12 protein-coding genes and 1 pseudogene are annotated in these 11731 nt (G+C 67.4%); 5 read left to right on the top strand and 8 right to left on the bottom strand.

Annotated features, from left to right (window positions below):
- Window positions 1-115 precede the first annotated feature (115 nt).
- The 3 genes from B3T77_RS09540 to rsmD are packed head-to-tail and all read left to right on the top strand — an operon-like array spanning window position 116 to window position 1775.
- Window positions 116-526 (top strand): GFA family protein, encoded by a 411-nt coding sequence (locus B3T77_RS09540; RefSeq protein ID WP_292079075.1) that lies wholly within the window; start codon window positions 116-118, stop codon window positions 524-526.
- 29 nt (window positions 527-555) lie between these two features.
- Entirely contained in the window at window positions 556-1200 is a 645-nt protein-coding gene (locus B3T77_RS09535; RefSeq protein ID WP_292079074.1) for a TMEM175 family protein, read from the top strand.
- On the top strand, window positions 1200-1775 hold the full coding sequence (gene rsmD / locus B3T77_RS09530) for a 16S rRNA (guanine(966)-N(2))-methyltransferase RsmD (protein ID WP_292079072.1): 576 nt from the start codon (window positions 1200-1202) through the stop codon (window positions 1773-1775). Before B3T77_RS09535 ends, rsmD begins: the two co-directional genes overlap by 1 nt.
- A 71-nt stretch (window positions 1776-1846) precedes the next feature.
- Here the strand turns inward: rsmD and B3T77_RS09525 are convergent, their stop codons facing one another.
- The 6 genes and pseudogenes from B3T77_RS09525 to topA all read right to left on the bottom strand — a co-directional run bounded on the left by B3T77_RS09525 (window position 1847) and on the right by topA (window position 9059).
- Entirely contained in the window at window positions 1847-2299 is a 453-nt protein-coding gene (locus B3T77_RS09525; protein WP_292079070.1) for a hypothetical protein, read from the bottom strand.
- 115 nt (window positions 2300-2414) lie between these two features.
- Complete coding sequence (locus B3T77_RS09520) at window positions 2415-2969, bottom strand: low molecular weight protein-tyrosine-phosphatase (RefSeq protein ID WP_409514559.1); 555 nt, start codon at window positions 2967-2969, stop codon at window positions 2415-2417.
- Window positions 2970-2988: 19 nt separating this feature from the next.
- A pseudogene (locus B3T77_RS16370) lies at window positions 2989-3567 on the bottom strand (TIR domain-containing protein); the annotation flags it as partial.
- A gap of 187 nt (window positions 3568-3754) precedes the next feature.
- Complete coding sequence (locus tag B3T77_RS09515; protein ID WP_292079067.1) at window positions 3755-4300, bottom strand: hypothetical protein; 546 nt, start codon at window positions 4298-4300, stop codon at window positions 3755-3757.
- Between the two features lie 51 nt (window positions 4301-4351).
- Complete coding sequence (gene mutL / locus B3T77_RS09510; RefSeq protein ID WP_292079078.1) at window positions 4352-6253, bottom strand: DNA mismatch repair endonuclease MutL; 1902 nt, start codon at window positions 6251-6253, stop codon at window positions 4352-4354.
- Between the two features lie 199 nt (window positions 6254-6452).
- Window positions 6453-9059 carry a type I DNA topoisomerase gene (gene topA, locus B3T77_RS09505; RefSeq protein WP_292079065.1) on the bottom strand — a complete coding sequence of 869 codons (2607 nt, stop codon included), beginning with the start codon at window positions 9057-9059 and terminating at the stop codon, window positions 6453-6455.
- Between the two features lie 138 nt (window positions 9060-9197).
- Between topA and B3T77_RS09500 the strand changes: the two genes are divergently transcribed.
- Window positions 9198-9389, top strand: a complete 192-nt coding sequence (locus B3T77_RS09500) for a hypothetical protein (protein ID WP_292079063.1) — start codon at window positions 9198-9200, stop codon at window positions 9387-9389.
- Here B3T77_RS09500 and dprA read toward each other — a convergent pair.
- Both dprA and plsY read right to left on the bottom strand, forming a co-directional pair.
- A complete protein-coding gene (dprA, locus tag B3T77_RS09495; RefSeq protein WP_292079061.1) occupies window positions 9386-10459 on the bottom strand; it encodes a DNA-processing protein DprA in 1074 nt (357 codons plus the stop codon). The genes B3T77_RS09500 and dprA overlap by 4 nt on opposite strands.
- Window positions 10456-11094, bottom strand: a complete 639-nt coding sequence (gene plsY, locus B3T77_RS09490) for a glycerol-3-phosphate 1-O-acyltransferase PlsY (protein WP_055753430.1) — start codon at window positions 11092-11094, stop codon at window positions 10456-10458. Before plsY ends, dprA begins: the two co-directional genes overlap by 4 nt.
- Window positions 11095-11222: 128 nt before the next feature.
- Between plsY and B3T77_RS09485 the strand changes: the two genes are divergently transcribed.
- Window positions 11223-11731: glycerophosphodiester phosphodiesterase family protein (locus tag B3T77_RS09485; RefSeq protein WP_292079059.1), on the top strand; the 509-nt coding region annotated here is incomplete at its 3' end.

The following is an 11731-nucleotide window of genomic DNA, read 5'->3' as shown; positions in this document are numbered from 1 at the left end:
ACTTCAAGCCTCGCACAGGCGGCGGCAAGCCGGCCGGTCCGTCTGGAACGAGCGGACGCGGGCCAGGCGGCAAGCCGCGCACGCCCCGCTGAGGATCGCCGCCGGGGACTGAGCAATGACGATCTCGACCGGGCGGTGCCTGCGCGGCGCCGTCACCTTCACTGCGACGCCGAACGGCGGTATGCACGCCTGCCACTGCCCGACCTGCCGGCGGCAGTCGGGCGGCATCCTGTTCAGCGTCGACTGCGGCGACAGCGTCGCGGTCACAGGCGAGGTGGCGACCTATGTGTCGTCCGACTGGGCGACGCGGCAGTTCTGCCCCGCCTGCGGGACCGGCCTGTTCTGGCGCTCGAACGACGGGGCGGTCACCATGGTCTCGGCCCAGGCGTTCGACGATCCGTCGGTCTTCGCCCTGGAGGACGAGTTCTGCATCGAGAGCAAGCCGGCGACCTATGCGCTGGCGGGCGAGCGGCCGCGCCTGACGACGGACGAGCTGTGGGCGCAGTTCGCGCCGCCGCAGGATTGAAGACAAGGGTTGCGACAGGGGGAATGGCGATGACGACGACGACAGCGGACCTGAGCCCGGCGAAGGGCGATCACAGCCTGGAACGCCTGCTGCTGTTTTCGGACGGGGTGTTCGCCATCGCCATCACCCTGCTGGCCATCGAACTGCATGTGCCCGAAGGCTGGAATGGGCAATGGGCCAGCCTGTGGGCCGAGCGGTGGCCGATGTTTACGGCCTTTGCGCTCAGCTTCGCCATCATCGGCGTCTTCTGGAACACGCATCGGCGGGTGTTCGCTCGCATGACCGGCTTCAGCAACGGGGTGATGCTGTTCAACATGCTGGCGCTGGCCGGGGTGGTGTTGATGCCGTTCGCCACGACCCTGTTGTACGAGCAGCCGCGCAACGGCGAGGGGGCGTGGATCTATCTGAGCTTGGTGGCGCTGGTCGGTGTGATGCACGCCGGCGCCTATGGCTGGGCTGCCTTCGTCACCGATGCGATCCGGCCGCGACCGCATTGGGCGGTGCGCGCCACGGTGATCGTGACCCATGCCCTGATGCCGGGTCTGGCCTGCGCGCTGAGCTTCTTCCTGATGGCGCGGGGCGTGGGGCTGCTGGCGGCCGTGACGGCGCTGGCGTTGGGGCTGCTGATCGCCGGCCGGGTCTGGGTCGGTCGGCGCTTTGGCGGAGCCGCCTGATGCGGATCGTCGCCGGAAGCCTGAAGGGCCGGGCCATCGTCGCGCCGGAGGGGCAGGGCACACGCCCGACCTCGGACCGCGCACGCCAGGCCGTGTTCAATGTGCTGGAACACGCCGCCTGGGGCGAGAGCCTGCAAGGCTTGCGGGTCATCGACCTGTACGCCGGTTCGGGCGCCCTGGGGTTCGAGGCGGTCAGCCGGGGGGCGGGCTTCTGCCTGTTCGTCGAGACGGACGACGGGGCGCGCGGCGCGATCCGCGAGAACGCCGACGCCTATGGGCTGATGGGACGCACGCGGGTGCATCGCCGAAGCGCGACAGACCTGGGCGTGCGGCCCGGCCCCATCGCCGAGGCGTTCGACCTGGCGTTTCTGGACCCGCCCTATGGCAAGGGGCTGGGGGAACAGACGCTGGCGCGGCTGATCGAGGGGAACTGGCTCAAGCCCGGCGCCCTGGTGGTGTTCGAGCGCGGGTCGGACGAGCCGGACATCGACACCCCCGGCTATCAGCGGCTGGACGCGCGCGACTATGGCGCAGCCAGGGTGTTGTTCCTGAAGGTGGCGGACCCCGCCGCCTGAGCGGAAAATGTGCACTGTGCGTTGTTACAGTGCACTTTCGTGCAGATTTTTGCGAGCGGGTCGCAACGGCCTCAGTCCTCGGGCGGCGGTCCCAGCAGGGCCTCGTCTTCTTCCTCGATCTCGCGCCGCATGTTTTCCATCAAGGCGGCCACCTCCTCGCGGCTCATGCCCCTGAAGAAGTCCCGGTCGAAGGCGCGGGCCTCGCGGGTCAGTTCGTCGGCCAGGGCGCGCCAGCAGCGGGCGTCCGACGCACGCCCGCCCTCGACCGCTTCGGCGAAGCGCAGGCGCGCGGTGCGGGCCAGGTCGTCCATGTCCAGGTCGGAATAGAGGTTCAGATCCAGCTCGCCGGGCGGCGGTTCGACCTGATCGCTGCGCCGCCAGCCGTATTTGCGAGCGCGGCGGCGAAAAGCCGACAGGCCCAGGTCGTGGCGACGACACACGGCCTCGGCGCTGAGACCCGACAGATAGTCGGTGCGGGCCTGGGCCCAGACGGCGGCTTCACGGATGCGATAGGGCTCGGTCATGATACCAGCCATAGACCGGCGCTACGTCAGATGCGGACGTGGGGCTTCCCGTCCTTCTCCCGTTGGGAGAAGGTGGCGCGGAGCGCCGGATGAGGGTCAGCTCCATCCGTCGGCGTCAGCCGTCGCAAGGGCGCACGTTCAGCATCCGACCCTCACCCTTTCGGCTGGCGCGTCGCTGCGCTCTGCGAGCCTCAAGCCCTCTCCCAACGGGAGAGGGATACAAATTTTCGACCAAGCCCTTCGCGGCCGCCGTCACCTCGGCCCAGGTGATTTCGAAACCGTCGTCGTCGCCGAAATAGGGGTCGGCGACGGCCTGACCTTCGCGACCGGGCACGTGGTCGAGCAGCAGGCTGAGCTCGGCGGTCGCATCGTCGGGCCGCAGGCGGCGCAGGTTTTTCAGGTTCTCGTGGTCCAGGGCGATGACATGGGTGAAGCGGCGAAAGTCCGCCTGCGTCACCTGCCGCGCCTTCAACCCCGAGATCTCGACCCCATGACGCCGCGCCGTCGCCTGCGCCCGCGGGTCCGGCGGCTCGCCCGCATGCCAGTCTCCGGTCCCGGCGGAATCGACGATCAGATCGCGCCGGAGCCGCTCCGCCTCGGCGCGCAGGGCGGCCTCGGCGAGGGGCGAGCGACAGATGTTGCCGAGGCAGACGAAGAGGATGGAGGGCATGGGGCTAAGAATAATCGTCTTATCGTCCGGCTTGTTGAGCTGCCGCGTCTGCCAAGCTAGCTAGATTCTGATAGCCGTTTTGTAGTTGATAGTCGTAACTTGAAGCGGCTCTGCCGAGAACACTTATGTACCCTTTTTGGGTTTTGGGCAGCCAAGTAGGCCACGCTACCGTTTCAGTGTAGATTGGGTAAAGGCGCCATTGGCCGTTGAAATTTTCCCATATCCGAGCGCGGCCTTGGTCGTCGAGTGATAGACCCAAGTAGTCGAGAGGGTTTGGTCCGCGCGAGCAAACGCCGTTCTTCATGCACTTCACACCGTTCACGTAAACGGTGAAAAGGCCATTTCCACGAGCGAGGCCATAGGCAATCTCATAGCGAACCCAAGGTCGCCCCCAAGTTTCCGCTCCGGCCAAGACGCAGGTAACTGATGAGCGTGCCATGCTGCCGTGAATTAGGCGCTTGAGCGCTATCATTCCTGTGCGTTTGGCTTCCTCCCAGATTGAGTGATCGAACCAGTCAGCTGGTTGGGTGCCGTCACTCGGACGAAAACGCCAGGAGTTGCGCACCACATTCACGCGATTGATGTCTTGCTGATAGTGGAACGAGAAGAAGACGCGTCACTTCCGAACTGCGGCCGTTGCCATAGCATCTGACAATATCGTCGATGCTCTTGGTCTTTTTAGCCCAAACAGACCGGATGTACCGACCCCAAGCGGCGCGCTCAATACAGGTTCACTAAGCGCCTTCATTAGGGCGTTCTGGTGCGGATTTGGGGACGAGAGCTGCCTAGTTAGGCTGAGTAGGCTGTTCTGTGGCGGCTGATGAGGCGTGTCCGTGCTCAGACCGGCTAGCAATGTGGCTAGAGAGTTGCGTGGTGTTTGCGTCGGGCTGCCCATGTTTCTGAACATGGGCTAGCATTGCAAAGCTCGCAAGTAGAACGAGGTAGAATCCCCAGACAGAAGCGCTAGCCATTGCTGTGGATACATGGAGGAAGTTAGTTGCGCGAGGTCTGATGGCGAAATCGAACGCCTGTGTCCAGTCTCGGCTAGAGATGTCGGAATAAAGGTCTCGAAACGATTTTTCCAACGCCAGGTAATAGGCATCTAGTAAAGCGAAAACTACCGTTATGCAAAATCCTGCATAAAACAGAATGGGTAGGTCTTTGTCGAAAGCTACAGCGATTAACGCTGCGCCAATTGTTAAAGTGAAGGTTTTTGCATTGGCGGAGAACCCGGCCATTCGCCCGATTGTAGCTTGCACCATGTTTAGGTGACCAAGCCTAGCCTGAAGCTGATCCGAGCTGGGAGCGGCGGGCGTGTGGGGTGCGGTCATCCGATCAGTCCATGTTGCTAGGCGCACTTAATTGTTGTTGGGGCGATGGCCTCACCTTCTCCCGAACAGCTTCTCCAGGTCATGCAGCTTGAGCTCCACATAGGTCGGCCGCCCGTGGTTGCACTGGCCTGAATGGGGGGTGGCTTCCATCTGGCGGAGCAGGGCGTTCATTTCGGGGGCGGTGAGGACGCGGCCGGAGCGGACGCTGCCGTGGCAGGCCATGGTGCCGCAGATGGCGGCGAGGCGTTCCTTGAGCGACAGGGCCTGGCCGTGTTCGGACAGGTCGTCGGCGATGTCGCGGATCAGGCCCTGGACATCCGTCTCGCCCAGCATGGCCGGGGTCTCGCGCACCAGGACGGCGCCGGCCCCGAAGGCCTCGACGATTAGGCCCATCTCGGCCAGTTCCTCGGCGCGCGAGGCGACGCGTTCGGCCTCGGCGGGGTCCAGATCGACGACCTCGGGCGTCAGCAGGGCCTGGCGGGTCACGGCTCCCTCGGCCATCTGGGCCTTCATCCGCTCATAGACCAGCCGCTCGTGCGCCGCGTGTTGATCGACGATGACCAGGCCGTCGCGGGTCTGGGCGACGATATAGTTGGCGTGGAGCTGCCCCCGCGCGGCGCCCAGGGGGTAGTCGAGGGGGTCGGCGGGGGCGTGAGCGGTGAATCGTGACTCGTGACTGATCGGGGCGGCATCGGCGGATTGCGACGGCCATGACGGGCCGTCCCACGACGGTTCGACGCGGGCGCTGCGTTCGTTGAGGCCGGGCAGGACCTGGGCGGCGGCGGCGGGCTGGGACCAGCCGGTCCAGCCGCTGAAGCCTTGCGCCGACGGGGCGCCGAGGCTGTAGGCGGGGCCGGATGCGACGCCGGTGTGGGGCTGGAAACCCGCCTGAAAACTGGACAGGGCGTCGGCGGCGACGGTCGTGCTGGCGCGGTGGCCGGCGGCGTGGAGCGCGTGGCGCAGGGCGCCGACGATCAGTCCGCGCACCAGGGCCGGATCGCGGAACCGGACCTCGGCCTTGGCCGGGTGGACGTTGACGTCGACATAGAGCGGATCGATGTCGAGAAAGAGGACGGCGGCCGGATGCCGGTCGCGCGCCAGGAAGTCGGCGTAGGCGCCGCGCAGGGCCCCTTGCAGCAGCCGGTCCTTCACCGGGCGGCCGTTGACGAACAGATACTGATGCGCCGCATTGCCGCGCGAATAGGTGGGCAGGCCGGCGTAGCCGCTCAGGCGCACGCCGTCCCGCTCTTGATCGATCAGCAGGGCGTTGGCCTCGAAGTCGCGGCCCAGCAGGGCGGACAGCCGCTTCAGACGGCCTTCGTCGCCCGGATGTTCGGCGGGCAGGCGCAGGGTGACCTTGCCGTCCAGCGACAGGGTGAAGGCGACGGCCTCGTGCGCCATGGCCTGGCGCTTGATCTCTTCGGAGATGGCCATGGCCTCGGACCGCTCGGACTTCATGAACTTGAGCCGGGCGGGGGTGGCGTAGAAGAGGTCGCGCACCTCCACGCGTGCGCCGTGCGGGCCTGGGAAGGGGGCGGGGGCCAGGGGACGGGTCTCGCCACCCTCGACCGTGATGGCCCAGGCGTCGGTTTCGTCGCGGGATCGGGTGGTGATCGACAGGCGGGCGACCGAGCCGATGGAGGGCAGGGCCTCGCCCCGGAAGCCCAGGGTGTGGATGCGCAGCAGGTCCACGTCGCCGGCGTCGTCCGGCTCCAGCTTGGACGTGGCGTGGCGTTCGATGGCCAGCGGCAGTTCCTCGCGCGGAATGCCCTTTCCGTCGTCGGCGATCAGGATGCGCGACAGGCCGCCGCCGTCAGCCTGGATCTCGATGTTGCGGCCGCCGGCGTCCAGGGCGTTCTCAACCAGTTCCTTGATGGCGCTGGCCGGCCGCTCGACCACCTCGCCGGCGGCGATGCGGTTGACGGTTTCGGGGGAAAGGCGGCGGATGGGCATGAGCAGGCGAAGATAGGGCGCGGGGAGGATTCGCGCCATGCACGATCCTTTCCCTCTCCCGTTGGGAGAGGGTGGCCCGAAGGGTCGGGTGAGGGTCGGGCGGTGGGCTAGTTCGCAACACCGCGACCCTCACCCTTTCACGCGAAGGCCGATCGCTGGCGCTCTCGGGCGCTCAAGCCCTCTCCCAACGGGAGAGGGATCAATCCGCCGCCTTGGACTTGGCGGCCTTCTTCGCCGGAGCCTTCTTGGCGGCCGGTTTCTTGGCGGCGGCCTTCTTGGCGGGCGCCTTCTTCTTGGGCGCGGCGCCGGCCTTGGCGGCCAGAAGAGGCAGGGCGTCTTCCAGGGTCAGGTCTTCGGGCGCCGTGCCTTTCGGCAGGGTGGCGTTGATCTTGCCGGATTTGACGTAGGGGCCGAAGCGACCGGCCATGACGTGGATCGGCTCGCCCGTTTCCGGGTGGGCGCCCAGATCCTTGAGCGGGGCTGTCGCCGCGCCACGACCGGGACGACCGGCGCGCTTCTCGGCCAGCAGGGCCACGGCGCGGTTCAGGCCGACCTCGAACACCTCGTCGATGTCCGAGACATTGGCGTAGGTGCCGGCGTGCAGGATGAAGGGGCCATAACGGCCCAGGCCCGCCGTGATCATCTTGCCGTCCTCGGGGTGCACCCCGACCTCGCGCGGCAGGGCCAGAAGACGCAGGGCCTGGTCCAGCGTCAGCGAAGCCGGCGACCAGCCCTTGGGCAGGGACGAGCGTTTGGGCTTGTCGCCCTCGGGTGGCGTGATTTCGACATAGGGGCCGAAACGGCCGATCTTCAGCTGGACCGGCTGGCCCGTTTCCGGATCGACGCCCAGTTCGCGGTCGCCGCTCTCGGCCGAGCCGTCCTCAGCCGACGGGCTGGCGACGGGCCGGGTGTATTTGCACTCCGGATAGCGGTCGCAGCCGATGAAGGCGCCGAAGCGGCTGGTCTTCAGGCTGAGCTGGCCCTGGTGGCAAAGGGGGCACTCACGCGGATCGGTCCCGTCGCCGTTGTCCGGGAAAATGTGGGCGCCGAGGCTTTCGTTCAGGGCGTCCAGAATGGCGGTGGTGCGCAGTTCGCCGGCGGCTTGCGTCGCGGCGTGGAAGTCCTGCCAGAAGTTGCGCAGCAGCACCTTCCAGTTCAGCTGACCGGCCGAGACCTCGTCGAGCTGGGTCTCCAGCGCGGCGGTGAAGTCGTATTCGACCCACTTCCTGAAGAACTGCTCCAGGAAGGCCGTCACCAGCCGCCCCTTGTCCTCGGGATAGAAGCGGTTCTTGTCGACGCGGACATATTCGCGGTCGCGCAGGGTCGACAGGGTCGAGGCGTAGGTCGAGGGGCGGCCGATGCCCAGCTCTTCCAGCTTCTTGACCAGGGTGGCTTCCGAATAGCGCGGGGGCGGTTCGGTGAAATGCTGATCGGTGCGGATGGCGTCGACCTTGGCCTTGGCGCCTTCCTTCAGGGCGGGCAGGCGGCTGGTGTCGTCGCTCTCGTCGTCTTCGGCGCCCTTCTGCTTTTCGTCGCGGCCTTCCTCATAGACGGCGAGGAAGCCGTCGAAGGTGACGACCTGGCCGGTGGCGCGCAGACCGGTCTGGCCGTCGGCAGTCTCGATGTCGACGGTGGTGCGGTCCATCCGGGCCGCCTCCATCTGCGAGGCGACCATCCGCTTCCAGATCAGTTCATACAGGCGCTGAAGATCGGATTCGAGGCGCAGGCTGTCGGGATGGCGGGCGATGTTGGTCGGCCGGATCGCTTCGTGCGCTTCCTGAGCATTCTTGGCTTTAGTTTTGTAATAGCGCGGTTCTTGCGGGACGAAGGCCGGGCCGAACGCCTGGCTGATGACCTCGCGCGCCTGGGCGATGCCCTCGGGCGTGGTCTGAACGCCGTCGGTCCGCATATAGGTGATCAGGCCGCCGGTCTCGTCGACCCCCTCGTATAGTTTCTGCGCCGCCTGCATGGTGCGCTGGGCCGAGAAGCCCAGCTTGCGCGCCGCCTCCTGTTGCAAGGTCGAGGTGGTGAAGGGCGGGGCCGGATTGCGGCGGACGGGCTTCTTCTCCACCGCATTGATGGTGAAGTCGCCGGCGGCGATGGCCGCGCGGGCGGCGGAAGCCGTGGCCTCGTCCTTGATGTCCAGCCGCTGGATCCGCTTGCCGGCGTGCTTGACTAGGCGAGCGGTGAAGGGCGGGCTGTCGGCGTTCAGGTCGGCCTCGATGGACCAGTATTCCTGAGCCTTGAACTTCTCGATCTCCATCTCGCGATCGACGACGATGCGCAGCGCCACGGATTGGACGCGGCCGGCCGAGCGTGCGCCCGGCAGCTTGCGCCAAAGGACCGGCGAGAGGGTGAAACCGACGAGGTAGTCCAGCGCGCGGCGAGCCAGATAGGCCTCGACCAGCTCCATGTCGATCTGGCGCGGATTGGCCATGGCCTCGAGCACGGCGGACTTGGTGATGGCGTTGAAGGTGACGCGTTCGACGTGGGTGTCCTTCAGCGCCTTTTTCTTGTTCAGCACTTCAAGCACGTGCCAGCTGATGGCTTCCCCCTCGCGGTCGGGGTCGGTCGCCAGGATGACGCGGTCGGCGCGCTTGGCGGCCTCGGCGATTTCGGACAGGCGTTTGGCGCCCTTGGCGTCGGCCTCCCAATGCATGGAGAAGTCGTCGTCAGGCAGGACCGAGCCATCCTTGGATGGCAGATCGCGGACGTGGCCGTACGAGGCCAGGACCTCATAGTCCGAGCCCAGATACTTATTGATGGTCTTGGCCTTTGCGGGGCTCTCGACGATGACGAGGTTCATAACGGTCCGGTCTCGGGAAGGGGCGCGAACGTGGTTGGAGCGGAGCCGTGAGTCAATCGCACCTGTCGTCTTACACCCTAGAGTAGTTGCGTTTTAATACGGCCCGGTTAGATTGTGGACCTGACAACGGAGACGATCATGGCGACGGCGCAACCTCAATCGGCCTGCGAAACGGATCGCCAGGCGCATATCGAAGCGGCGGCCTTTCCGACGCGGGAATATATCGGCGCCATGGCGCTGGAAATGGCGCGGCTGGCGCGGGAGGGCGACGTGCGGCTGGCTGGCTTGCTGGAACAGGCCGCGGGCGTTGCGGGTCATCCGCAGGCCTAGAGCGAAGCCAGGCCGCCGGGCAGCAGGTCGGCGCGGCCGGTTAGGCTGAGCTCCAGCAGAGCGGCGGCGACCTTGGACACCGGGGCGTTCAGGGCGCGGGCTATCTCGTCGCGCGGCGTCGGGGTTGGCGACAACAGGGCGGCGACGCGGTCGAGGAAGGCGTCGTCGATGTCGTCGTCGAATCGCATCGGATCGGCAGGCGGCTCGCGCAGGGTGCGCAGGGTATTGAAGGCGCGGTCGATGTCCTCGACCCCCTCGCACAGGATGGCGCCCTGACGCAGCAGTTCATTGGGCCCGCGCGCGCGGGGATCCAGGGGCGATCCGGGCACGGCGAACACATCGCGGCCCTGCTCGGCGGCAAGACGGGCGGTGATCAGGGAGCCGGACCGGACTTCCGCCTCGACCACCACGACGCCCCGCGACAGGCCGGAGATGATGCGGTTGCGGCGCGGGAAGTCGCGCGCCTGGGCGCGGGCGCCGACCGGGCTTTCGGAGACGACGCAGCCTTGTTCCGTCAGGCGTGCGTAGAGGTCGGCGTGTTCGGAAGGATAGATGTCGTTCACGCCGCCGCCCAGGACCGCGACGGTCCCGGTCGCCAAGGCGCCTTCGTGGGCGGCGGCGTCGATGCCGCGCGCCATGCCCGAGACGACGACATGACCGGCCTGACCGAGTTGCTGCGCCAGGCCGCGTGCGATCCGCTGACCGCCCGCCGAGGCGATGCGGGCGCCGACGATGGCGACCGAGGGCTGGTTCAGCAGGTCAACGCGGCCTCGCGTCCACAGGATCGGCGGCGGCGGATCGAGCGTGGCCAGCATTTCGGGATAGTCGGGATCGCCCAGCACCAGCAGGCGGGCGCCGATGGCGTCGCCGGCGGCGATCTCGCGTTCGACCGTCTCTACGGGGGGCGGAACGGAGGCGGAGCCGGATTTGCGCACCAGATCGGGAAGGGCGTCCAGCGCATTGAGGGCCGAGCCGTAGCGGCCGATCAGTTGGCTGAAGGCGACGGGGCCGATGCGGTCGGTGCGGGCGAGCCGCAGCCGGGCGAAGCGTTCCGCCGGGTCCAGGCTCACGCCTTCTTTGCCCCGATGCGCGGTTCCGCGCCCTTCAGCAGCCGGGCGATGTTCTGGTGATGTCGAACCCAGATCAGAACGGCGGCGAACACGGTCAGGGCGAGGATGGGCAGGCTGACCGGCAGGCCGACGACGGCGAGCGGCAGAAGCGCCAGCAGCGGCGCGGTCGCCGATGAAATGAGCGCCGCCAGCGACGAATAGCGGAACAGGAAGGCGCAGAGCAGCCAGACCGCCCCCGCCATCAGGCCCAGCGGCCAGGCGGCGGCCAGCAGCAGGCCGTAGAAGGTGGCGACGCCCTTGCCGCCCTTGAAGCCCAGCCAGACGGGAAACAGGTGTCCCAGGAAGGCCGCGCCGCCGGCGATGGCGCCGGCCAGTTCGCTGCCGAACAGATGACGGGCGATCAGCAGGGCGACCGCACCCTTGCCCGCGTCCAGCAGCAGGGTGGCCAGGGCCAGATCCTTGCGGCCGGTGCGAAGGACATTGGTCGCGCCGATATTGCCCGAGCCGATGTTGCGCACGTCGCCGGCGCCGGCTGCACGTGTGATCACCACGCCGAAGGGAATCGAGCCGAGCAGATAGCCGCCCAGCGCCACCAGCGCCAAGGTCCCGAGAGCCGGGGCCACTAGATCCTGCACGTTGATTCGCTCCCCGCGTGTCGTTGCGGCAAAATGCGTCGCGGGGCGGTCGGGAGCAAGGGCGATCCGACCTCTTGACCCGATGATCGGCGCAGCGTTTGGTCCGCGCGTCTTTCCGGAGCCGATCCATGACCCGTATTTCCGCCGCCGCCGCGACCCTGCTGCTGCTTTCGACGACAGGTTGCGTGGGTGCGCCGCCGATGGCGCCTGCGCCGTCATCGGGGCCGGCGATGGCGGCCTATTTCGACTGCGTGCGGGACGGCGGCGTGGCGATCTCGGCGCACCGGGCGGTTTCGGCGCTGGACCAGCCCGAGAATTCCATCGCCGCCATCGAGGCGACAGGCCGAGCGATCCCCAATGCGATCCTGGAACTGGACGCTGTCCTGACCAAGGACCGGCAATTGGTTCTGATGCACGATGACACCATGGACCGGACGACCACGGGGCGCGGGCGGGTCGCGGACCTGACGCTGGCCCAGGTGAAACAGGCGCGGCTGAAGGCGTCGGACGGCGCCCTGACGCGCGCCGCGCCGCCGACGCTGGGCGAGGCGCTCGACGCCGCCGGACGCGTGGGGGCCATCGCCAGCATCGACCTGAAACCCGCGGACGGCGAGACCACGGTCGATCTGGCGCGAGC

The sequence above is a fragment of the Brevundimonas sp. UBA7838 genome (assembly GCF_002500885.1).
Classification (GTDB): domain Bacteria; phylum Pseudomonadota; class Alphaproteobacteria; order Caulobacterales; family Caulobacteraceae; genus Brevundimonas; species Brevundimonas vesicularis_C.
This window is presented reverse-complemented; position numbering and strand designations above follow the sequence as displayed.